We start from the raw sequence: 23,527 nt of genomic DNA on the forward strand, positions 1-23,527 counted from the left end.
TGGACGCCTCCTGTGCTCCGCGGCACCGTAACGCACACGATCGGCCTCTACCAGACTCTAGCAGCAGCGACCCCTCCTATCCTGCGATCGGTTGCTTCCCCTATCACCTGGAGCGGAGAACAAATCGCCAGTTCAGACAGTTGATCGCGACCGAGCCCTTGACGTTTCCTCCGGATGCCGACACTGTTTGATGCAACTGGTTGCAGTCCCCGGGCTCACCCGCTGACTGCCAGAAGGGAAAGACACCCGTGAGCAGAACTCTTGTCACCGGGAGCGCCGGGCGCCTCGGGCGCAGCGTCGTGTCCGCGTTCGCCGCGGCCGGGCACGAGGTGATCGGCGTGGACCGGGCCCCGGGCACGCCCGCCGACGCCGCCGCCACCCTCCCCGCCGACCTGACCGATCTCGGCGAGGCGTACGAGGTGATCGCGCGCTTCCGGCCGGACGCCATCGTGCACCTGGCCGCCATCGCCACCCCGTTCAGCCACAGCGACGCGGTGACCTTCCGCACCAACACGCAGCTGGCCTTCAACGTGTGCGACGCGGCGGTGGCGCTGGGCGTGGGCAAGGTGATCGTCGCCAGCAGCCCGACCGTCATGGGGTACGGCGCGCCGGGCGGCTGGACCCCCTCCTACCTGCCCCTCGACGAGGACCACCCGGTCCTGCCGTGGAACTCCTACAACCTGTCCAAGGTGGTCGCCGAGGAGACGATGCGGTCGTTCGCCCGCGCCGCCACCGCCACGAAGCTGGCGGCGGTGCGGCCCTGCTTCGTGATCGCGCCGGAGGAGTGGGAGGGAGCGCCGACCCAGTCGGGGCACACCGTGACCGAGCGGCTGGACCGGCCCGAGATCGCCGGGGTCTCGCTGTTCAACTACATCGACGCCCGCGACGCGGCCGACATGCTCATCACCCTGCTCGACCGGCTGCCCGGCCTGCCCAACGGCGAGATCTTCTTCGCCGGGGCCGCCGACGCCCTGGCCCGCGAGCCGCTCTCGGAGCTGCTGCCGCGGATCATCCCCGCCACCGCGGGCTTCGCCGACGCCCTCACCGGCACCGCCCCCGCGTTCTCCTCCGCCAAGGCCGGCAAGCTGCTCGGCTGGCAGGCCAAGCGCAGCTGGCGCACCGAACTCTCCTGAACCCCCCGAGCCTTCCCCCTGGAGCACCGACCATGAATCTCAGCGGAGTCCTGTTCTTCCCCGTGACCCCCTTCGACGCCACGGGCGCGCTGGCCGAGGACGTGCTGGCCGAGCACATCCGCCAGGGCGTCGCGCACGGAACCGGCGGCGTCTTCGTCGCCTGCGGCACCGGGGAGTTCTCCGCGCTCTCCCAGGCCGAGCACGCCCGCGCCGTGCGCGTGGCGGCCGAGACCGTCCAGGGCGCGGTCCCGGTGCTGGCCGGCGCGGGCGGCCCGCTCGGCGCCGCCCTCGAGCAGGCCCGCACCGCCCGCGAGGCGGGCGCCGACGGCCTGCTGCTCATGCCGCCCTACCTGACCCAGGGCAGCTCGGCCGGGTTCGCCGAGTACGTGCGCGCGATCGCCGCCGAACTCCCCGTGATCATCTATCAGCGCGGCTCCGTGGTCCTCGACCCGGCCGCGGTGGTGGAGCTGGCCCGCATCCCCGGCGTGATCGGCCTGAAGGACGGCCTGGGCGACATCGACCGGATGCAACGCATCGTGCTGGCGATCCGGCGGGAGATCGGCCCGGACTTCACCTTCTTCAACGGCCTGCCGACCGCCGAGCTGACCATGCCCGCCTACCGCGGCCTCGGCGTGGAGCTGTACTCCTCGGCCGTGTTCGCCTTCGCCCCCGAGATCGCCACCGCCTACTTCAACGGCGACGACCGGCTGCTCACGGAGTTCTACGCTCCCCTGGTCGAGCTGCGCAGCAAGGCGCCGGGCTACGCGGTCGCCCTGGTCAAGGCGGGCCTGCGGCTGCGCGGCCTGGACGTCGGCCCGGTCCGGGCGCCGCTGACCGACCTGACCCCCGAGCACCTGGCCGAGCTGGACGGGATCCTCAAGAACGGCCTCGCCCTGGTGGGCGCATGACCGGGGAGACCGTGACCGGCCGGATCAAGGACCTGCGGACCACCCTGCGGTCGGCGCCCCTGCGCCGCCCGTGGGGCGCCGACGTGCCGTACAACCACGTGATCGTGTGCGAGATCATGCTCGCCGACGGGCGGACCGGCACCGGCTTCTCCTGGACCCCGCAGATCGGGGCGAAAGCCGTGCAGGCCCTGCTGGACAACGACATCCGTGAGGCGCTGATCGGCCTGCCCGCCCACCCGGAGGTGGTGTGGGACCGGCTCGCCGCGCACCTGAGCGAGGCCGGGCGCGGCGGGCTGGCCACGGTCGCGATGGCCGGGGTGGACCTGGCCCTGTGGGACCTGCGCTGCGGGGAGTCCTCCCTGGTGGAGGTGCTCGGGCCGCGCCGGGAGAGCGTCCCGGTGTACGGCAGCGGCGTCAACCTGCACTACTCCCTGGCGGAGCTGGTCGAGCAGGCCGGCCGCTGGAAGGCCGCGGGCTACCCCGCCGTCAAGATCAAGGTGGGCCGGCCCGACCTGGCCGAGGACGTCGAGCGGGTCGCCGCGGTCCGCGAGACCGTCGGCCCCGGCACGCTCCTGATGATCGACGCCAACCAGCGCTGGGACCTGCACCGGGCCCGCCGCGCGATCGCCGCGCTGGAGCCGTACGACCCGCACTGGATCGAGGAGCCGCTGCCCGCCGACGACCTCGCCGCCCACGTGGAGCTCCGCAGGAGCATCGGCGTGCCGGTGGCGGTCGGCGAGAACGTCTACACCGTCCACGGCTTCCGCGACCTGCTCGTCGCGGGCGCGTGCGACGTGGTCCAGCCCAACGTGGTCCGGGTCGGCGGGATCACCCCGTTCCTGCGCGTCGCCACCCTGGCCCGCGCCTTCGACGTCCCCGTCTACCCGCACCTGCTGACCGAGCTCTCCGGGCAACTGGCCCTTACCCTGCACCACCCGGTCATGGTGGAGTTGGTCGAGGACGCCTCCCTCGCCGACCTGGGGCTGCTGGCCGGGCCGTCCCCTCTGGAGATCGACGGCGCCGGGCTGCGCTCGGCCGGGAACGCGGGACTGGGGCTGACATGGGCATGACGGAGAACAGGGCGGTCAAGGTCGTGCTCGCGGGCGCGTACGGCCACGGCCGCTCGCACCTGGAGAACCTGCGCCACCTGTCCGCGCGGGGGCTGGTCGAACTGGCCGGCGTCTGCGACGTGCGCGAGGTGGACGCGGAGTGGCTGCACGGCCTGGGCGCTCCCGCGCAGGCGCGCCCCGACGGCCTCGCCGGGCTGATCGAGCGCACCGGCGCGGAGATCACGATCCTGTGCACGCCCATCAACACCCACGCCGACCTGGCCGTGACCGCGCTGCGCGCGGGCTCCCACCTGCTGCTGGAGAAGCCGCCCGCGGCGTCGATGGCCGCCTTCGAGCGGATCACCGCGGCGGTCGGGGAGACCGGGCTGGCCTGCCAGATCGGCTTCCAGAGCCTCGGCTCGGCCGCGATCCCCGCGCTGCGCAAGCTGATCGCCTCCGGCGAGCTGGGCGAGATCCGCGGCATCGGGGTGGCGGGCGCGTGGGAGCGGCCCGCCGAGTACTTCACCCGCTCGGCCTGGTCGGGCCGGCGGCGGCTGGACGGGCAGGACGTGGTGGACGGCGCGCTCACCAACCCGTTCGCGCACGCCACGGCCACCGCGCTGGCGGTCGCCGGCGCCGAGGAACGCGGCTCGGTGGCCTCGGTCGAGCTGGAGCTGTTCCACGCCAACCCGATCGAGGCGGACGACACCGCCGCAGCCCGGATCCGCCTGGCGGACGGCCAGGTGATCACGGTCGCCGTGACGCTGTGCGCGACGGGTCGGAGCGAGCCGTACCTGATCGTGCACGGCTCGGCCGGCACGGCCCGCCTGACCTACACCACCGACGAACTCGACGGGACCGTCCACCCCCGGGCGAACCTGCTGGAGAATCTCGCCGCCCACGTCAGGACCGGCGCGGAGCTGCTGGTGCCCGCGCCCCGCACCGGCGCGTTCATGGAGTTCATGGAGGCGGTGCGGCTGGCGCCCGACCCGCTGCCGATCTCCGACGAGCACCAGGAGATCCACGCCGACCGGCGCGAGCTGCCCGGGATCAGGGAGCTGACCGACCTCAGCGCCGAGCGGCTGGCCCTGTTCTCGGAACTGGGCGTGGCGTGGGCGGCCGCGCCGGGAGCCGCACGTGGATGAGACGACCAGCCGACGAGCGCACGGGAGCGAGGCGATCATGCCGGAGACGCACGCGGACGAGCCGGTCACGCGGGAGCGGGCGGACGGGGAGACCACCCGGGAGCTGCGGGTCGCCGGAACGCCGGTGGCCTCCTACGTGTGGGAGCCCGACCTGCCGGCGACCGACTCGCCGCGGCCGTACCTGCACCCGGTGCGCACGCTCGCGGGCACGGCGGTGACCCAGTTCCGCCCCGACGACCACGTCCACCACCTGGGCGTCAGCCTGGCCGTCGCGGACGTCGGCGCGGTGAACTTCTGGGGCGGCCGGACCTTCGTCCGCGATCAGGGCGCGACCTGGCTGGACGACCACGGGCGCCAGCGGCACGACGCCTTCGCGGAGCTCGACGGCGGGTTCCGGGAGGCGCTGACCTGGATCGGCCCGGACGGCGCGACCGTCGCCATCGAGGAGCGGACCGTCCTGGCCCGCCCCGTGGCCGGCGCGGGGACCGCGTGGGCGCTGGACTTCTCCTTCGCGCTGACCGTGACCGAGCCGCTGGAGATCAGGAGCTCGGCGTGCAAGGGACGGCCGGGCGCCGGGTACGGCGGGTTCTTCTGGCGGGCGCCCAAGGACGCCGCGGACCTCGCCGTGTTCACCGCCGAGGCCGAGGGAGAGGCGGGCGTGCACGGCAGCGTCGCCCCCTGGCTGGCGCTGGTGTCGGACGCCTGGAGCCTGGTGTTCGTCCAGGCGGGCGCGGTGGACCCGTGGTTCGTGCGGGTGGCCGAGTACCCCGGCGTCGGCCCCGCGCTGGCGTGGGACCGGCCGCTGGCCGTGGCGGACACGCTGCGGCGGCGGGTGGTCACGGTCGTGGCGGACGGGCGGCTCGACCGGGCCGCCGCCGCGAAGCTGGCCGCGGGACTCGCCGGGGCGGCCGCGGACGGCCCGGCGAGCACGGGCGCTCCGGCGGATCCGGCGGGGACCACGGGTGCGCCGGAGGGAACGGGTGCGCCGGCGGATCCGGCGGGGACCGCACCGTGAGGGTCTTCATCGCGGGCGACTCCACCGCCGCCTCCTACCCGGTCACGCTCGCGCCGCAGGCGGGCTGGGGGCAGGCGCTGCCCCTGCTGTGGGACGTGCCCGTGGTCAACGAGGCCGTCCCCGGCGCCAGCGCGCGCAGCTCGGTCGAGCGCCTGGGGATGCACGAGCGGATCATGTCCGCCATCGGGCCGGACGACCTCCTGCTGATCTGCTTCGGCCACAACGACCCCAAGCACGACCAGGGCCGCTTCGCCGCGCCGTTCACCGGCTACCAGGACTTCCTGCGCCGTTACATCGACGGGGCCCGCGAGCGGGGTGCGCGCCCCGTGCTGGTCACCTCCGTCGAGCGGCGCGTCTGCGGCCCGGAGGGGACGCACGGCCGCTACCCCGAGGCGATGCGGGCCCTGGCCGCCGCCGAGGAGGTGCCGCTGGTCGACCTCCAGGCCGCCAGCCTCCGCCGCTGGCGTGAGCTGGGCTCGGAGGCGACGAAGGAGCTGTTCCTCTGGCTCGCCCCGCACCCCAACTACCCGGACGGCAGCGCCGACGACACCCACTTCACCGGGCGCGGCGCGATCGAAGCGGCCCGGCTGCTGCTGGAGGCGGCGGGCGACCTGCTCCCGCCCGCCGTCCGGACCCCCGAAGCCGATCTCATGGATTGGAGACCTGTGATGTCCGTGTGGAGCCTCGACGCCCGCTCAGGCGAGCGCCGTCGCGAGTTCGCCTCCACCAGCGCGGAGGAGCTCGGCACCGTCTGCCGCCGTGCCCACGAGCTGCTGCCCCGACTGGACGAGGCCGGTCCGCAGGGGCGGGCCGCGCTGCTTTCGGCCATGGCCGACGCGCTGGACGCGCGGGTGGACGAGCTGGCCGCCGCCGCCGACGCCGAGACCGCGCTCGGCCTGCCCCGGCTGACCGGCGAGGTCGCCCGGACCAGCGGGCAGCTGCGCCTGTTCGCCGAGGTGCTGCGCGAGGGGTCCTTCCTCGACGTACGGCTCGACAGCGCCGACGGGGTCAAGCCGGACCTGCGCCGGATGAACATCCCGGTCGGCGTGGTCGGCGTCTTCTCCGCCAGCAACTTCCCCTTCGCCTTCAGCGTCGGCGGCGGCGACACCGCCAGCGCGCTGGCCGCGGGCTGCCCGGTCGTCGTCAAGGCGCACTCCCTGCACCCGGAGACCTCCGAGCTGACCCTGGCCGCCCTCCAGGACGGCGCCCGCGCGGCGGGCTTCCCCGCCGAGGTCGTCCAGCTGGTCCACGGCCGCGAGGCCGGGGTCGCGCTGGTCAAGAACCCGCTGGTCAAGGCGGTCGGGTTCACCGGGTCGATCCCCGGCGGGCGCTTCCTGTACGACATCGCCAAGGCCCGTCCCGAGCCGATCCCGTTCTACGGCGAGCTGGGCAGCCTCAACCCGCTGGTCGTCACGCCCGGCGCGGCGGCCCGCCGTACCGGGGAGATCGCGGCCGGGCTCGTGGCCTCGGCGACGCTGGGGGCGGGGCAGTTCTGCGTCAAGCCCGGCCTGATCCTGGCCCCGGCGGGCAGCGGGCTGGTCGAGGCGATGGCGGAGCACTACACCGAGCTGGGCCCGCAGGTGCTGCTCGGCGACGGCATCAGGGAGAGCTTCGAGAGCGGCGCGAGCGAGCGGGAGGCCCTCCCGGGCCTGCGCGTGGCGGCCTCCGGGCAGGTGGGCGGCGAGCGGCAGGTGACGGCGCGGCTGCTGACCGGGCACGTCTCCGTCCTGGACACCACCGAGCTGCTGCTGGAGGAGTGCTTCGGGCCGATGACCGTGGTGCTCACCTACGACAGCGAGGACGAGCTGGCCGAGATCCTGGCCACCACCCCCGGCAACCTGACCGCGACCCTGCACAGCGAGCCCGAGGAGGAGAAGCTGGCCTCCCGGATCGTGGCGGTGATGCGGGACCGGGCGGGCCGCCTGGTCTTCGACGCCTACCCGACCGGGGTCGCGGTCGGCTGGGCGCAGCAGCACGGCGGGCCGTACCCGGCGACCACCGAGCCGTCGACCACCTCGGTCGGCAGCGCGGCGATCTTCCGGTTCCTCCGTTCGGTCGTCTACCAGAACTGCCCGGCGCACCTGCTGCCGGAGGCCCTGCGCGACGACAACCCCTGGCGGCTCCCCCGCCGCCTGAACGGGGTGCTCACCCTGCCCTGACGTTCACCGGGGAACGCGGCCCCGGCGGACTCCCCGCCGCCGGGGCCGTCGGCATGCACTGATTCAGAGGGTTCCTGCAATCGTTTGTCGCTATGGAAAGCGATTTCCTAGGGGCTATTGACGTGAATAAGGGATTACGCCACCGTTTCATGCAACCGATTGCCGCATCCCCCAAGGCTGCACATGCGACTTCTGACGCTTCCTCCGGTGATCGCTCTCACGATCATCGCGACGGCCGCACCGGCCGTCTCCGCCACCGGGCCGGCCGCCCCCGCTCCCGCCACCATCGTGGTCGCCGCCGACGGCTCCGGAAACCACACGACCGTGCAGGAGGCGGTCAACGCCGTCCCCGCCGGCAACACCAGGCCGGTCACGATCCTGGTCCGGGAAGGCACCTACAAGCAGCAGGTGGTCATCCCGGCGGACAAGCCCTACATCTCGCTGGTCGGCGACACCGACGACCCGCGCAAGGTGGTGCTCACCTTCGACGCCGCCGCCAAGACCCCGAAGCCGGACGGCTCGGGCGCCTACGGCACCTCGGGCAGCGCCTCCTACGTGATCGGCGCGCCCGACTTCACCGCCCGCAACCTCACCTTCGAGAACTCCTACGACGAGGTGGCGGGCGGCAACAGCCAGGCCGTGGCCGTGCGGACCACCGGCGACCGGCAGGTCTACGAGAACGTCCGGTTCATCGGCAACCAGGACACCCTCTACGCCAACACCGCCTCCGCCACCGCCGTCGCCCGGCAGTACTACCGGAACTGCTACGTCGAGGGCGACGTCGACTTCATCTTCGGCCGGGCCACCGCGCTGTTCCACAACTGCGTGATCAAGTCCCTCGACCGCGGCAGCGCCGACGGCAACAACGGCTACGTCACCGCGGCCAGCACCGAGATCACCAACCCGTACGGGTTCATGATCTACCGCAGCCACCTGGTCGGCGACGCCCCCGCCAAGACCGTCCACCTCGGCCGCCCGTGGCCGGCGGGCGGCTCCGCCACCGCCCGCGGACAGGTCCTGATCCGTGAGTCCTGGCTCGGCCAGCAGTTCAAGGACGCCCCCTGGACCGACATGTCCGGTCTGAACTGGCGGGAGGCCCGGCTCTCGGAGTACCTCAACCGCGGTCCGGGCGCGGCCGTGAACAACGACCGGCCGCAGCTGACCAGGGAGCAGGCCGAGGACTTCGATCCGGAGGACTACCTGAGGGGCCAGGACGGCTGGGACCCCTTCCGCAGCTTCCCCTCCCACTCCGACCAGCAGCTCGGCCGCCAGGCGCTGCCCAAGAACGACGGCTGGGCCGCCGCGGGCACCGGCACCACCGGCGGCTCGGCCGCCCGCCCGGAGAACATCCACACCGTCTCCACCCGGGCGCAGCTGCTCGCCGCGATCGGCGACCCCGCCGACAACACCCCGAAGATCATCTACGTGAAGGGCGCCATCGACGCCGACACCGACGACGCGGGCAACCCCCTCACCTGCGCGAGCTACGCGGTCAACGGCTACAGCCTCCAGGCGTACCTGGCCGCCTACGACCCGGCGGTCTGGGGCCGGGACAAGGTCCCGTCAGGCCCGCTGGAGGACGCGCGCAAGGCCTCCTACGACAAGATGGCCAAGCACGTCACCATCACCCTCGGCTCCAACGTCACCCTGGTCGGCCTGGGCCGCGACGCCGCGCTGAAGAGCTTCGGCATCCGGATCACCAACGCCGACAACGTCATCGTCCGCAACCTCACCATCACCGACACCTCCGACTGCTTCCCGCAGTGGGACCCGACCGACGGTGAGGAGGGCGCGTGGAACGCCTCCTTCGACAACGTCGAGGTCTCCGGCTCCACGCACGTTTGGCTGGACCACAACACCCTCGACGACGGCGACAACCCGGACTCGAACCAGCCGCTCCACTTCGGCCGGCCGTACCAGGTCCACGACGGCCTGCTCGACGTGGTGCGCGGCTCGAACTACGTGACCCTGTCGTGGAACCACCTGAGCAACCACGACAAGGTGACGCTGATCGGCAACACCGACAACGCCACCCGGTACGCCGAGGCCGACAAGCTCAAGGTGACGCTGCACCACAACTACTTCGAGGGCCTGGGCCAGCGGACCCCGCGGGTGCGCTTCGGCCAGGTGCACGTCTACAACAACTACTACACCGGCTCGGACATCCACCAGTACAGCATCGGCGTGGGCTTCGGCTCACAGGTCTACGCGCAGGCCAACGCCTTCGACGGCATCCCGGCGGAGAAGGTCCTCGGGGTCTTCAAGGGCACCGTGATCGCCGCCAGGGACAACCTGGTCGACGGCAAGCCCGTCGACCTGGTCGCCGCCTACAACGCCGCCAACGACCCCGACCTCGGCTCCGACGCGGGCTGGACGCCCACCCTGGTCACCAAGGTCCACCCCGCCCAGGCGGTGCGCGGCCTCGTCACCGCGGGCGCGGGAGCCGGACGCCTCCGCTGAGGGCCGGGACTCCGGTAAGAGGCGGGCCCGGTGAGAGCTGACAATCCGGCGAGGCGGAAAATACTTACCATGTGGTAGAAAAAACGGGATGCCCGCACCCGGCGGGCATCCCGTCGTCTCTGGAGTGCCATGTCCGAGCCGCCCGCCCCGGTCGTCCCCCTTCCGCAGCTCCTCGCCCCGGAGGGGGGGAACGGCCTCCGGCTGGGTGCGCGAGTGCGCATCGGGGTCTCCTCCGACGACCTGCTCGGCCTCGGCCGCACCGTCGCCGGGCTGCTCCGCGTGCTGCACGGGGTCGATTCCGAGGTCCGGGCCGGCGGCGGGGCGTGCCTGCGCGCCGACCTCCTCCTCGTCCTCGTCCCCGAGGTACCGGGCGCCGCGGGGCTCGCCCCGGCGCGGGGCGTCGACCCGCTGGCCCGGGAGGGGGAGTCCGCCGGATCCGCCGAGCCCGCCGGTTCCGGCGGGTCTCGCGAGCGCTACGAGCTGGTGGTGACCTCCGGCGGGGCCACGGTCACGGCGTCCTCGGCGGAGGGACTGTTCCGCGGCGCGACCACCTTCGCGCAGCTGCTCACCGGTCAGGACGCCGGAGGCGGCCCCGGCGGTCCGCACGCCGGGGACGGCCGCACCGCTCAGGATTCCGGGCCCGGCCTCACGGCCCCCGCCGTACGCGTCCTCGACGGCCCCGCCCTGCGCTGGCGGGGTCTCTCGCTCGACGTGGTACGGCGGTTCTTCCCGGTGGCGCAGGTCAAGAAGGTCGTCGACCTGCTGGCCCTGTACAAGTTCAACGTCCTGCACCTGCACCTCACCGACAGCCAGGCCTGGCGCCTGGAGATCACCGGCCGGCCGGGGCTCACCGACCCCGCGAACTGGCCCGGCGGCGAGGGCTCGCGCAACGGCGACGGCCCGCAGTTCTACACCCGCGAGGACTACCGCGAGATCGTCGAGTACGCGGCGGAGCGCTTCGTCACCGTCGTCCCCGAGATCGACATGCCCGGCCACGCGCTGGCCGCCGTCCGCGCGTACCCGGAGCTGGCCGGCGCGGACGAGCCGCCGCACCCGCTGCTGCCCTTCATCGACCCGCGCGCCGGGGCGGCGGACGGCTTCGTGGCGGACGTGCTGCGGCAGGTGGCCGACCTCACCCCGGGGCCGTTCCTGCACATCGGCGGCGACGAGGCCTTCGGCATGCCGCACGAGCTGTACGCCGCGTTCACGGCGCGGGCGCTGCGCCTGGCCAGGACGACCGGCAAACGCGTGGTCGCCTGGCAGGAGGCGGCCCGCTCGGGCGCGCTGACCCCCGCCGATCTCGCGCAGTGCTGGATCGGCTCCGACCACTCCTTCGACGCCGAGGGCGCCCGCGAACTCGCCCCGGCCGAGTACCACCCGATCATCGACATGGTGGAGCGCTCGTTCGAGCGGGCCCCGCGGGACGCGCCGGAGGCCGTCGCCGCGGGCGCCCCCGTGCTCGCCTCGCCCAGCAGCGTGCTCTACCTCGACCGCCGCTACGCCGAGGACTCGCTGCTGCCGGACCAGACGGCCCGGCGCGAGCGGGTCGGCTTCGCCTCGTACGAGCCGCGCACCAGCCGCGAGCTGTTCGCCTGGCACCCGGAGACGCTGGCCGAGGTCCCCGGGGACGCCCGGCTCGCCGGGGTGGAGGCCGCGATCTGGTGCGAGACCGTCACGGACTTCGACGACCTGGCGTTCCTCCTGCTCCCCCGGCTGCCCGGGATCGCCGAGAAGGGGTGGACCCCGCAGGTCACCGCCTGGGCGGACTACCGCGGCCGGGTGGCCGCCCACCCGGGCTGGTGGGAGCGCCTCGGCTGGGGAGGTTACTACCGCTCGGCGGAACTGTTCGGCGCCGTCGCGGCGGACGCCGCGGGAAAGTAGGGCGACCCGGAGCCCCGGCGGCCCGCGAGGCCGCCGGACCCGCCCTTGGAACGATCCATATGCGAGCTCTTCCGGAACCGCCTAGCCTCGTCGCGTTCGCGGGTCGCCGCCGCGGAACCGGGCCAACGGACGCGACGGCGACCCATCGCCCCATCAGGCAAGCAGAGGAGCAACGTGACGATTCTAGTGACGGGCGCCACCGGCGACATCGGCCGCCGCGTGGTGGACGGGCTGGTGGGCGCCGGCCAGCGGGTGCGCGCGATGGTCCGCGACCACGCGGCCGACTTCCCCGGGGAGGCGGCGTGACGATCCTGGTGACCGGTGCGACCGGTCTCGTGGGCAGAGGCGTCGTCGGGGAGTTGCTGCGGGCCGGTCGCCGGGTGCGGGCCCTGACCCGCCGCCCCGCCACCGCCGGCCTGCCCGGCGAGGTCGAGGTGTGCGAGGGGGACCTGGAGCACCCGGAGTCGCTGCGGGCGGCGCTGGCGGGCGTGGAGCGGCTCTACCTGTTCCCCGTGGCGCGCACGGCCGCCGAGGTGGTCGCGCTGGCCGCGGCGTCCGGAGTGCGGAGGATCGTGGACCTGTCAGGCGCCGGAGCCGACGACGAGACGTTCGGGGACGGCTACCGCGTGGTCGAGGGGGCCGTGGAGGCGTCCGGCCTGGACTGGACCCACGTCCGTCCGGGTGAGTTCGCCGCCAACTGGCTGGACTGGGCGCCGTCGATCCGCGCCGGACGGACCGTGCGCCGTCCCCACGGCGGGGCGGTGACCCGGCCCACGCATGAGGCCGACGTCGCCGCCGTCGCCGCCGCGGCGCTCCTCGGCGACGGACACGAGGGCCGCACCTACACGTTCGCGGGGCCGGAGGCCCTCACCGTCGTCGAGCAGGTCGAGGCCATCGGCCGGGCGATCGGAGAACGGGTGCGCTTCGAGGAGCAGGATCCGGTGACGGCCCGGGAGCAGTGGATCCGGGACGGGTACCCGGCCGAGGTGGTGGACTGGCTGTTCGGGATGTGGGCGGCGTCGGCCCGCGCCCCCGCCCCGGTCGACGAGGAGTGGGCCTCCGTCGTCCCCCGTCTCACCGGCCGCCCGGCCCGGACGTTCTCCGAATGGGCGGCGGAGAACGCCGGGGCGTTCAGATGACCGCTTCGCCCGTCCCCGCCTCCCGGGCGCGGAACTCGCGCTCGAACGCCTCGCGGCGCTCCCGCTGCCCGGCCACGTCCGCGACCGGGGCGGACAGCAGGAGCGCCCGGGTGTAGGGGTGCCGCGGCCCGGCCGTCACCTCGGCCGCCTCGCCCATCTCCACGATCTCGCCGTGCCGGATGACGGCCACCCGGTGGCTCATGAACCGGATCACCGACAGGTCGTGGGAGACGAACAGGTAGGAGACGCCCGTCTGCTCCTGGATCTCCAGGAGCAGGTCGAGGACCGTCTTCTGGGTGGTCAGGTCGAGGGCCGAGACCGGCTCGTCGCAGACGATCAGTCTCGGGTCGATCGCCAGGGCGCGGGCGATGGCCACCCGCTGGCGCTGCCCGCCGGAGAACTCCCTGGGGAGCCGGTGGGCGGCGTCGGCGGGCAGTTCCACCCGCTCCAGGAGCCGGGCGACGCGGGCGCGGGCCTCGCGGGCGCCGTACCCCTGCCCGAGCAACGGCTCCGACAGCGTGTCCCCCACGGTCAGCGACGGGTTCAGCGAGGTGTACGGGTCCTGGAAGACGACCTGGATGTCGCGGCTCAGCTCACGGCGGCGCCGGGCGGTGACGCGGTCGACGCGCTCCCCGGCGAACGTGATCGTCCCGGAGTGGACCGGGACGAGTCCCAGGATCGCCCGGCCGATCGTGGTCTTGCCCGACCCCGACTCCCCGACCAGGCCCAGGGTCTCGCCGGGCCGGACGTCCAGCGACACTCCCCGCAGGACCTCGGCGCGCGGGGCGCGCCAGCCCTTCCCCGGGAAGGAGACCCGCAGGTCCTCGACCGTCAGCAGGGCGCCGGCGGGCGTCTCGGGGGGCGGATCGGTGGACATGTCGGTGGACACGCTGTCCGGCATCACACGACCTCCGCGTTCGAGGGCTGCCAGGGCCGGCGGGCCGGGGCGTCGTCCAGCACGGCGCCGAGCAGCTTCCGGGTGTAGGGGTCCCGGGGGGCGTGCAGGACCTGCTCCGCCGTCCCGGTCTCGACGATGCGCCCCTGCCGCATCACGGCCACGCGGTCGCACAGGTCCGCGACCACGCCGAGGTTGTGGGTGACGAGCAGGACCCCGAGGCCCCGCTCCCGCTGCAGCCGGCGCAGCAGGCCGAGCACCTCCGCCTGGACCATGACGTCGAGCGCCGTGGTGGGCTCGTCGGCGACGAGGAGTTCGGGATCGCAGGACATGGCGCCCGCGATCAGGACGCGCTGCGCCATACCTCCGGAGATCTCGTGGGGGTAGGAGTCGAAGGTCCGCCGCGGGTCCGCGATCTCGACCTGGCTCAGCAGGTCGAGCGCGCGCCGGACGGCCTCCGCCCTGGAGATCCGGAGCTTGTGGCGCATGGGCTCCACGAGCTGGCTGCCGACCGTGAACGCCGGGTCGAGGTTGCTCATCGGCTCCTGGGGGACGTAGGCGACGACGCTCCCCCGCAGCGCGCGGTGCCTGCGTTCGGGCATGCCGACGATCTCCTCGCCGCCGACCGTGACGCTCCCCCGGCTCACCCGTCCCCCCTCGGGCAGGATGCCGAGGATCGAGAAGGCCGTCTGGGTCTTGCCCGACCCCGACTCGCCGACCAGACCGACGATCTCCCCGGCCCGCACGTCGAGGTCCACGCCGTGGACCACCTCGCGCGTCCCGCCCCCGGGCAGGACGTAGGAGACGGCCAGGTCGCGCACGGACAACAACCCGGCGCGCTCACCCGCGTCCGCCGGAGTCCCGTTCGTGACCTGCGGCGTCCCGCCCGTACCCGGCGAGACGGCGGAAACGGCGGAACCGGCGGGGATCGCCGGAGTCGCGGAAGCGGCGCGGCGGCTCCGGCGCCGGGAGGCGGGCGCCGTGCCCCGGTCCTCCAGCGCGTCGCGCAGGGCGGCGGCGAGCAGCACCAGCGCGCCGCTCGTCAGGCCCAGCGCGAGGCCGGGCCAGAGCATCAGCGACGGAGCGCGCTGGATGTTCTTGAACGCCTCGTTGAGCATCGCGCCCCACGTCGGCGTGTCGCCGCTGCCGATGCCGAGGAACTCCAGGCCCGCCTGGAGGCCGATGGCGATCCCGGAGACGAGCGCCACCTGGATGATGATGGGCGCGCGGACCACGATGAGCACGTGCCGGACCACGATCCGGGGGTCGCGCAGTCCCGACACCTTGGCGGCGTCGACGTAGAGCTCGTTGCGCACGCTCGCGACGATGCCGCGCACCAGCCGGAAGAACGCGGGCGTCACGAGGAACCCGAGGACCACCATGAGGACCCAGACGGTGGGGCCGAGGATGGCGCGCGAGGCCAGGAGCACGACCATGGCGGGCAGCGCCATGACCAGGTTGACGATCCAGCTCGCCGCGGAGTCGAACCAGCCGCCGTAGTAACCCGCCAGCAGGCCGCCGGGCACGCCCAGCGCCAGCGCGACCGACAGGGCGATCACCGCGCCGCCCAGTGTGTTCCGCCCGCCGTACAGCAGGCGGGTCAGGATGTCCCGGCCGGCGGAGTCGAAGCCGAGCGGGTGACCGGCGGACGGGCCGCCGAACGCGTCGCGCAGGCTGGACACGCCCGGGTCCGCCGGGCTGAGCGCCGGGGCGAACAGCACCGCCAGCACGATGGCGGCCAGGACCGCGGCGGAGGCCAGCCCCAGCGGGTGCCGGAGCAGCCGCCGGACGGTGCCGGTCCGCGGCGCGGCCGGGACCGCCGGGGCGATCGGCGCACCCTCGCTCATGCGATCCTCGCTTTCGGGTTCAGCCATCCGATCAGGATGTCGACGACGAGATTGATCATGATCACCCCGACCACGGAGAACATGACCAGCGCCATGATCACGGGGATGTCGCCGCGGGTGGTGTAGTTGACGGTCATGCTCCCGATGCCGGGGAGGCCGAAGATCTGCTCCACCAGCACGGCTCCGCCCAGCATCCCGACGAACTGCATGCCGAGCACCGCGAGGGCGGGTGCCGAGGCGTTGCGCAGGACGTGTCGGAAGACGATCCGCCAGGGCGGCAGTCCCCGCGCCCGCAGGGTGCGCACGTAGTCCTGGCGCATGACGTCGATCACCGATCCCCGGACCTGCTGCGAGACCCCGGCGACGGACCCGACGGACAGGGCGGCGATGGGCAGCGTCACGGTGGACAGCCAGCCGCCGAAGGATTCGGTGAGGCCGACGTACCCGATGGCGGGGAACCAGCGCAGGTGCACCGCGAAGACCAGGACGATGACCAGGGTGACAAGGAAGCCGGGCAGGGCGTATCCCACGACGGCGAAGACCTGGACGAACCGGTCGATCGCGCCCCGGCGGACCCCGGCCCACACCCCGAGCAGGAACGAGAGCACGGCCGTGACGAGGGTGACGCCGACCATCAGGCTGACCGTGACGGGCAGCCGGTTCGCGATCGCCCGCGTCACGTCCTCGCCGCTGAACCAGGAGGTCCCGAAGTCGCCCCGGACGGCGTGGGCCAGCCAGTCCAGGTACTGCGCGAGGACGGGGCGGTCCAGGCCGAGGGCCGCGTTCCTGGCGTCGACGAGGTCCTGGCTCGCCCCCTGTCCCAGGAGCTGCCGGCCCACGTCCATGTCGGGGATCGACAGGAGCATGTAGGAGAGGAAGGAGATCACGAACAGGAGCGCCGCCCCCGCCGCGGTCCTGCGCGCGATGAAGCTCAGCATGAGAACTCGGCATCCGTTGTCGGGCCCGGTCCGGGGCGGGCGCGCCGCCCCGGACCGGAGTTCTTCGTGGGAACGGGGCGCTACTCGGCGGGCGCGTAGTTGTAGATGGACGGCACGGCCATGCCGTCCTGCGGCGTGATCGTCACGCTGCCGTCCGAGACGTGCAGGTACGTCATCCGGTAGAAGGGCACGAACCAGCCGTCCTCGACGAGGTGCTCGTTGAGCGCCTGCAGCTCGGCCTTGGCGTCCTCGGCGTCCCTGCCCTGGATCTTGGGCAGCAGCTCCTTCACCGTGTCGTCGGTGTAGCCGAACATGTTGAACGCTCCGGGCAGGACCAGCTCGCCCACCACCACCCAGTCGGTCGAGGACTGGCCGATGTTCATGACCAGGCCGGAGAAGGCGCGGTCGGTGAAGATGCGCTTGATCGCGCTGCCCGCGTCGACGTCCTCCCAGACGAGCTTGACGCCGACGGCGCCCAGGTCGCTCTGGAGCGAGGCGGCGAGCGCGTCGGAGACGATCGCCGCGATGCGGGGCAGCTTGAGGGTGAAGCCGCCGGCGTGACCGGCCTCCTTGAGCAGCTCGCGCGCCTTGGCCGGGTCGTAGGAGTAGTAGGTGTCGAGCTCCGGCTTGTAGGCCGCGGTGCTCTCGCCGAAGACCTGGTTGGTGAGCTCGCCGCGGCTCTGGCGGATCTTCTCCAGCATCGTCTTGCGATCGATCGCGTAGTTCAGCGCCTGGCGCACCCGGGGATCGCGCATCTCCGGGGTGACCATGCCGCCCCGGTCGAACAGGACCAGGCCCTGGAAGTCGAACTCCTGCTTGACGGTCTTGACCTTCGGGTCGCCCTCGGCGCTGATCTGCTGGTCGGCGTCCTGGATCAGGGCGGCGTTGACCTGCCCGGTCTTGATGCCGTTGACGATCGCCGTCTCGTTGTCGAAGAAGTTGATCGTGATCGTGTCGTAGGGGAGCCTGGTCCCCCAGTAACCGGGGGCCCGGGTGAAGGTCCACCTGGTCCCGACGAAGGTCAGGTTCTGGTCCAGGTCGTAGGGGCCGGTCCCGCTGGGCTTGGTCTTCAGCGCGTCGCCCTTGGCGAAGTCGGCGGGGTTGGCCATGAGGCCGGCCGCGTCGCTCAGGTAGAACAGCATCGCGGGGTTGGGCTTGGCCAGCTCCAGGGTCACGTGCGTGGCGTCGACCACCTTGATCGTCTTGACGTCGTTGAGCGTCTTGGCCTGGGCGCCGCCGCCCTTGCGGAAGCGCTCCATGTTCGCCTTGACGGCCTCGGCGTCGAACGGGGTGCCGTCGTCGAACTTCACGCCGCCGCGCAGGGTGAGCGCCAGCTCGGTGAGGTCGTCGTTGTACTTCCACTCGGTCGCGAGCATCGGACTGTAGGAGCCGTCCGGCTCGCGCTTGATCAGGGTGTCGTACACGGCCTGGAAGAACGGGAGCGCGCTGCCGGTGGCGTCCTTCGGGTCGAGACTCTGCGGGAGCGTCATCGTCGCGACGCTCAGGGCCTTGGGTCCGCTCTCCGGCGTTGCGCCGCCGGCGTCCGAGCAGCCTGCGAGCGCCATCGGCGCGGCGAGGAAGGCGAGCGCGGCTATGGCGACCCTGGCGGATTTCTTCATGGAGCTCACTCCGTCTCAAGGCGGGGGGATGACTGTCTCGGCCGGATGTGCGGCGAGCATACCCCCAAAACTAACCACGTGGTAGGTTTAATGTGAGCCGCCGACGACCGGGCTAATCTCGCGGTACCGCGGCACGTACCAGCACCCACGTGCCGTGAGGACATCCCCTGGACCGCAGAAAGGCCGGTCGGTGACCGAAGCGACTCCCCGCCAAGGGCGCAAGGGCGAGCGCACCCGCTCGCGCATCCTCGACTCCGCCATGGAGCTCTTCTCCCGCTCCGGCTTCCACGCCGTCTCCCTGCGCGACATCGCCGCGCACGCGGGCCTGACGCACGCCGGATTGCTCCACCACTTCCCCGGCAAGGACAGCCTGCTCATCGAGGTGCTCAGCCGCCGCGACGAGATCGACGCCAAGGTCATGTCCCGCCCCGACCCCGGCGACCTGCTGGGCCGCGTCGTCGACCAGGTCACGCGGAACATGCGGACCCCCGGGCTGGTCGGTCTCTACGTGAAGATCTCCGGCGAGGCCGCCGACCCGGACCACCCCGCGCACCAGTACTTCGTCGAGCGGTACCAGCGGCTGCGCAGGCAGGGCGCACGGCTGCTGTCCGAACTGTTCAGCCGCGCCTCGCCCCCGCTCCCCCACGACCCGGACGCCGTCTCCCAGCAGCTCATCGCGCTGATAGACGGCCTGCAGACCCAGTGGCTGCTCGAACCGGAGGCGGTCGACATGCGCGCGTCGGTCGTCGCCTTCCTCGCCCAGCTGGGCCTGGACGTGCCGTCCGCACCCGCCGAACCGGACCCGTCACCCCCGCCGTCCCCGGCGACCACGCCCTGACGATCACGAACACGAGGCAGCACATGACACAGAACGGCCGTGAAGCATCGACCTCCCGCCCCGCCCCGGGGGAGGACTCCCGCCCCGTCCCGGAGGAGGTCTCCGGGCTCGGCCTGGCGGAGAAGGCCTCGCTCACCTCCGGGAGCACCACCTGGAACACCACGGCCGTTCCGGGCACGGTCCGCGCCCTCACGCTCTCCGACGGCCCGCACGGGATCCGCCGCCAAGGTGAGGGCGCGGGCGACGCCCTCGCCATCCACTCCAGCCTCCCGGCGACCTGCTTCCCGCCCGCCGTCGCCCTCGGCTCCTCCTGGGATCCGGCGCTCGCCCGGCGGGTGGGCGCGGCCCTGGCCCGTGAGGCGTCCGCACTCGGGGTCGACGTCGTGCTCGGTCCCGGGATCAACATCAAGCGTTCGCCGCTGTGCGGCCGCAACTTCGAGTACTTCTCCGAGGACCCGCACCTCACCGGGGTGATGGGCGCGGCCGTCGTCACCGGCGTCCAGTCCCTCGGCGTCGGGGCGTGCGTGAAGCACTTCGCGGCCAACAACCAGGAGACCGACCGCATGCGGGTCAGCGCGGACGTCGACGAGCAGACGCTGCGCGAGATCTACCTGCCGGCCTTCGAGCGGATCGTGCGCGAGACGCGGCCGTACATGGTCATGTGCTCCTACAACAGGATCAACGGCGTCCACGCCAGCCAGAACCGCTGGCTCCTGACCGAGCTGCTGCGCGGCGAGTGGGGCTTCGACGGGCTGGTGGTCTCCGACTGGGGAGCGGTCAACGACCGGGTGGCGGCGCTGGAAGCGGGCCTCGACCTGGAGATGCCTCCCACCGGGACCGACGGGGAGATCGTCGAGGCCGTGCGCTCCGGTCGCCTGCCCGAGGAGGTCCTGGACCTGACCGCCGGGCGCCTGCTCGCGCTCGCCCGGCGGCTGGAGGGCCGCGAACGGTTCGACGGCTGGGACGCCGGGGCCCACCACGAGCTCGCCCGCGAGGCGGCGCGCGCCTCGGCCGTCCTGCTGAAGAACGACGGCGCCGTCCTGCCGCTGGACCCGGAGGCCCGCCAGCGGGTCGCCGTGCTGGGAGAGCTCGCCCGCACCCCGCGTTACCAGGGCGGCGGCAGCTCGCACGTGGTCCCCACCCGCCTGGACGACGCCTGGGGCGCCCTGCGCGCCGCCGTCGACCAGGCCGCCGATCGGAGCGGCGGGCAGGCCATCACGCTGACCTTCGCGGCGGGCTACCGCCTGGACGGCGCGCCCGACGCCGAGCTGGAGCGGGAGGCGGTGGCCGCGGCGGCGGAGGCCGACGTGGCGCTGATGTTCCTGGGGCTGCCGGACGCCGCGGAGTCGGAGGGCGCCGACCGCACCACGATCGACCTGCCCGCCGTCCAGATCGCCCTGCTGCGCCGGGTGGCCGAGGTCTGCTCGCGCGTCGTCGTGGTCCTGTCCAACGGGGGCGTGGTGTCGGTCGCCGAGTGGCAGGACAGCGCCTCGGCGATCCTGGAGGGGTGGCTGCTCGGCCAGGCGGGCGGGTCCGCCCTGGCCGACCTGCTGCTCGGCGCGCACAGCCCGTCGGGCCGGCTCACCGAGACGATCCCCAACCGCCTCTCCGACGTCCCCTCCCACCTGCACTTCCCCGGCGCCGACGGGCACGTCCTGTACGGCGAGGGCCGCTACGTCGGCTACCGCCACCACGACACGCTCGGCACGGACGTCGCCTACCCCTTCGGCCACGGCCTGACCTACTCGCGGTTCGAGTACTCCGATCTCGACGCCCGCGAGACGGGGGTCAACGAGTGGAGCGTCGAGGTCACCGTCGCCAACACCGGCGAGCGCTTCGCGCAGGAGGTCGTCCAGCTGTATGTGGCCTTCGAGGAGGAGCGGCCCACCCGTCCCCGGCACGGGCTGCGCGGCTTCGCCAAGGTCGGCCTGGAGCCCGGCGCCGCGGAGCGGGTCCGCTTCACCCTCACCGGGCGGGACGTCGCGCAGTGGTCGGTCTCCCGCGGGGACTGGAAGATCGATCCCGGCTCCTTCACGGTCGAGGTCGGGGCGTCCTCGCGCGACATCCGCCTGCGCGCCGGGCTGAGCACCCCGGGCGACGGCTACGCGGCCCCGCTGGGCAGGATGTCCACCCTGGGCGAGTGGCTCGGCCACCCCGTCGGCGGCCCGGTGCTGCGGAAGCTGCTCGGCGACGCTCCCGCGCTGTCCGCGCTCGACCGGGTCGACCCGGCGCTGCTCGGCCTGGCGCTCGGCATCCCGCTGGCCAAGTTCAGCACCTTCGGCATCGGCCTGACCTCCGAGGTGGTGGACCGGCTCGTCGCCGCCGTCCGGGAGCCCGCCCCCGGCCACGCCGGCTAGGTCGTGTCCGCGCGGGAGCCCGCCCCCGGTCACTCCCGCCGGATCGTGTCGGCGCGGGAGCCCGCCCCCGGCCGCTCCCGCCGGATCGTGTCCGCGAAGGCGTCCGGGCGCTCAGTCGCCCGGCGCCGGGCGGGTCTCAGCCCACCGCCCGCTTCACCAGCGCGGCGATCCGCCCGGCCACCTCGTCCGTCACCTCGGTCAGGGCGAAGCCGACCGCCCACATCGCGCCCTCGTCCAGCGTGGCCGGGTCGCTGAAGCTGAAGGTCGCATAGCGGGTCTTGAACTTCTCCGCCGGCTGGAAGTGGCACACGATCTTGCCGTCCAGCGTGTAGGCGGGCATGCCGTACCACAGCTTCGGCGCCAGGGCCGGGGCGGTCGCGGTGACGACGGCGTGCACGCGCTCGGCCAGGACACGATCCGCCTCCCGCATCTCAGCGATCTTGGCGAGCACGTCCCGCGCCGCCTCGGCCGCCCTGTCGGCCGCGCTGCGGCGCACCGCGGTCTTCTTCAGCTCCTTGGCGTGCTCCTTCATCGCGGCCCGCTCCTCGGCCGTGAACCCCTCGTAGGCGCTGCTCATCGTGCTCTCCTTCGTCGTTTCCGGCATAAGTCAAGCATGTCCGTCCTGCTTGATAGATCCGCTATGCACCGACGATGCGGCCGCCATCGCGCCGGGCACGCGGCCGATGGGCGCCGGGACGCGGGCGGCCGCCGCCGTCACAACGTCCCGGGGAAGCCGGGGAGCACGAGGTGGAAGAAGTCCTGGGCCGTGTAGGTGGCGAGCTTCCTGGCCTCGCCGGTCTCGACGTTCACCGCGTAGGCCGTGAAGGGGACGTACGGCGGGTCCAGGCGCGGGGTCGGTTCGGGGGCGTCCCTGTCCCCGCACACGAAGCGCTTGGTGAGGGCGATGATCTCCTCGGGGCCGATCCAGCTGCGCAGGTAGACGAAGTTGCCCCTCATGTCCAGGTCCCGCACGGGGACCCTGCGGAGCACCTTGCCGGTCTCCCGGTCCAGGTGCACGAGGGACCCTGCGTTCCCCATGCAGTCGGTGCCGGGAACATCCACGCTCTCCACCGCGACGACGCTCTTGCCGTCGGGGCCGAGCGCGCCGACCAGGTGGGACCCGGCGACGTCGGCGGTCCTGGTGTTGCCCGCCGTGGACGTCCGCCACAGGTGGCTGATGGTCCGCAGCCGGGTCCTGGGCGCGTACTCCGCCAGAGTGATCGTGTCGCCGTCCGGGGACAGGCCGATGGGGTTCCAGCCGTTGGGCAACGGCCTGACCATGCGCTCGCGCAGGTCGAACAGCATGGCCGGGTCCTTCAACGGCGGGTTCTTGGTGAAGGCCAGGAAGCGGCCGTCGTCCGACAGCAGGAGGTGGGCGATGCCGCCGAGCCAGGCGGTGGGCACCCTCGTCGGGGCCGTCCGCACCGCTCCGGAGGCGAGGTCACGCACCGCGAAGGTGCCGGCGCCGGCGTCGTAGTAGGCGATCTTCCGGCCGTCCCGGCTGATCGTCAGCGGGCTTGGCCGGCCCCCGTATTCGGGAGTGCGCAGGGCCTGCGCCAGCCGGTAGGTCTCGCCGTCCCTGGTGACCACCCGCCAGCCGCCGTCCACGCACCCGGGCGGGGCCTTGCCGCTCTCCGGCTGGCAGAACGTCATGTAGGCGTGGCTCAGCGGCCCCACCCCCCGGGCCGGCGGGTCGGTCACCGTCCCGGTGTCGCCGATCGCATCGGGCTCCGACGGCAGCAGCCGTACGGCGGCCGTCGCGGCGAGCATGACGGCGACGACCGCCACGGCCGGCCGGCGGCGCCAGGAGATGTACTGGTTGACCAGCGCCTTGCGGGCGTACGCCCCGGGGCTGGCGACGTGCGCCAGCTTGGGCCAGCGCTTGAGCACCTTGACCAGCGCGCTCTGCAGCAGGTCCTCGGCGAGGTGGGCGTCTCCCGTGAGCAGGTAGGCCGTCCGCATCAGCGACTGCTGGTGAGCGGCCATGAACTCGCGGAAGCTGTCGTTGGGGTCCAAGGCGACTCCTCTCACCCGTTACCGACGCCCGCCGGCGGGGGAAAGGTTGGGCCGGATCGGCCGGCGCCCGGACGGATTCCCGGACGCCAGCGCCCGAAGGGGTGCCCGGCGCCCCGGATCGGCCGGGC

General features: G+C 73.1%; 18 protein-coding genes. 12 read left to right on the forward strand and 6 right to left on the reverse strand.

The window, feature by feature from the left end; genetic code table 11:
- The first annotated feature begins 248 nt into the window (after positions 1–248).
- From Plo01_RS20880 to Plo01_RS20925, 10 genes are all read left to right on the forward strand, one after another.
- Positions 249–1,133: an NAD-dependent epimerase/dehydratase family protein gene (locus Plo01_RS20880; protein WP_203892344.1), complete on the forward strand. Its 885-nt coding sequence runs from the start codon at positions 249–251 to the stop codon at positions 1,131–1,133.
- Positions 1,134–1,165: 32 nt separating this feature from the next.
- Positions 1,166–2,041, forward strand: coding sequence for a 5-dehydro-4-deoxyglucarate dehydratase (locus Plo01_RS20885; protein WP_203892345.1), 876 nt, complete (start codon positions 1,166–1,168; stop codon positions 2,039–2,041).
- Positions 2,038–3,111 carry a mandelate racemase/muconate lactonizing enzyme family protein gene (locus tag Plo01_RS20890; RefSeq protein WP_203892346.1) on the forward strand — a complete coding sequence of 358 codons (1,074 nt, stop codon included), beginning with the start codon at positions 2,038–2,040 and terminating at the stop codon, positions 3,109–3,111. Before Plo01_RS20885 ends, Plo01_RS20890 begins: the two co-directional genes overlap by 4 nt.
- On the forward strand, positions 3,108–4,235 hold the full coding sequence (locus Plo01_RS20895) for a Gfo/Idh/MocA family protein (RefSeq protein ID WP_203892347.1): 1,128 nt from the start codon (positions 3,108–3,110) through the stop codon (positions 4,233–4,235). The genes Plo01_RS20890 and Plo01_RS20895 overlap by 4 nt, the downstream gene beginning before the upstream one ends.
- Positions 4,228–5,250 carry a DUF6807 domain-containing protein gene (locus Plo01_RS20900; RefSeq protein WP_239316746.1) on the forward strand — a complete coding sequence of 341 codons (1,023 nt, stop codon included), beginning with the start codon at positions 4,228–4,230 and terminating at the stop codon, positions 5,248–5,250. The genes Plo01_RS20895 and Plo01_RS20900 overlap by 8 nt, the downstream gene beginning before the upstream one ends.
- Complete coding sequence (locus Plo01_RS20905; protein ID WP_203892348.1) at positions 5,247–7,409, forward strand: aldehyde dehydrogenase family protein; 2,163 nt, start codon at positions 5,247–5,249, stop codon at positions 7,407–7,409. The genes Plo01_RS20900 and Plo01_RS20905 overlap by 4 nt, the downstream gene beginning before the upstream one ends.
- Positions 7,410–7,616: 207 nt before the next feature.
- Positions 7,617–9,869, forward strand: a complete 2,253-nt coding sequence (locus tag Plo01_RS20910; RefSeq protein ID WP_239316748.1) for a pectinesterase family protein — start codon at positions 7,617–7,619, stop codon at positions 9,867–9,869.
- Positions 9,870–9,998: 129 nt separating this feature from the next.
- The gene (locus tag Plo01_RS20915) at positions 9,999–11,750 is read left to right on the forward strand and encodes a family 20 glycosylhydrolase (protein ID WP_203892350.1); all 1,752 of its coding nucleotides are present in this window, start codon (positions 9,999–10,001) and stop codon (positions 11,748–11,750) included.
- 174 nt (positions 11,751–11,924) lie between these two features.
- Complete coding sequence (locus tag Plo01_RS20920; protein WP_203892351.1) at positions 11,925–12,056, forward strand: NmrA family NAD(P)-binding protein; 132 nt, start codon at positions 11,925–11,927, stop codon at positions 12,054–12,056.
- On the forward strand, positions 12,053–12,889 hold the full coding sequence (locus Plo01_RS20925) for an NAD(P)H-binding protein (protein ID WP_203892352.1): 837 nt from the start codon (positions 12,053–12,055) through the stop codon (positions 12,887–12,889). Before Plo01_RS20920 ends, Plo01_RS20925 begins: the two co-directional genes overlap by 4 nt.
- Here the strand turns inward: Plo01_RS20925 and Plo01_RS20930 are convergent.
- The 4 genes from Plo01_RS20930 to Plo01_RS20945 form a co-directional block, all read right to left on the reverse strand.
- Positions 12,882–13,790, reverse strand: coding sequence for an ABC transporter ATP-binding protein (locus tag Plo01_RS20930; RefSeq protein ID WP_203892353.1), 909 nt, complete (start codon positions 13,788–13,790; stop codon positions 12,882–12,884). The two genes, Plo01_RS20925 and Plo01_RS20930, sit on opposite strands and share 8 nt — an antisense overlap.
- A complete protein-coding gene (locus Plo01_RS20935) occupies positions 13,790–15,658 on the reverse strand; it encodes a dipeptide/oligopeptide/nickel ABC transporter permease/ATP-binding protein (RefSeq protein ID WP_239316750.1) in 1,869 nt (622 codons plus the stop codon). The genes Plo01_RS20930 and Plo01_RS20935 overlap by 1 nt, the downstream gene beginning before the upstream one ends.
- Complete coding sequence (locus Plo01_RS20940) at positions 15,628–16,569, reverse strand: ABC transporter permease (RefSeq protein ID WP_203892354.1); 942 nt, start codon at positions 16,567–16,569, stop codon at positions 15,628–15,630. Before Plo01_RS20940 ends, Plo01_RS20935 begins: the two co-directional genes overlap by 31 nt.
- Before the next feature lie 80 nt (positions 16,570–16,649).
- Entirely contained in the window at positions 16,650–18,188 is a 1,539-nt protein-coding gene (locus Plo01_RS20945; protein WP_239316753.1) for an ABC transporter substrate-binding protein, read from the reverse strand.
- Between the two features lie 190 nt (positions 18,189–18,378).
- Between Plo01_RS20945 and Plo01_RS20950 the strand changes: the two genes are divergently transcribed.
- Positions 18,379–19,026: a TetR/AcrR family transcriptional regulator gene (locus tag Plo01_RS20950; RefSeq protein WP_203892355.1), complete on the forward strand. Its 648-nt coding sequence runs from the start codon at positions 18,379–18,381 to the stop codon at positions 19,024–19,026.
- A gap of 23 nt (positions 19,027–19,049) precedes the next feature.
- Complete coding sequence (locus Plo01_RS20955) at positions 19,050–21,383, forward strand: glycoside hydrolase family 3 C-terminal domain-containing protein (protein ID WP_203892356.1); 2,334 nt, start codon at positions 19,050–19,052, stop codon at positions 21,381–21,383.
- Positions 21,384–21,519: 136 nt separating this feature from the next.
- Here Plo01_RS20955 and Plo01_RS20960 read toward each other — a convergent pair whose 3' ends face one another.
- Entirely contained in the window at positions 21,520–21,960 is a 441-nt protein-coding gene (locus Plo01_RS20960) for an iron chaperone (RefSeq protein WP_203892357.1), read from the reverse strand.
- A 137-nt stretch (positions 21,961–22,097) separates the two neighbouring features.
- A complete protein-coding gene (locus Plo01_RS40425) occupies positions 22,098–23,399 on the reverse strand; it encodes a sigma factor (protein WP_239316755.1) in 1,302 nt (433 codons plus the stop codon).
- Between the last annotated feature and the right edge of the window lie 128 nt (positions 23,400–23,527).

This window comes from Planobispora longispora, assembly GCF_016863135.1.
Taxonomy (GTDB): Bacteria; Actinomycetota; Actinomycetes; order Streptosporangiales; family Streptosporangiaceae; genus Planobispora; species Planobispora longispora.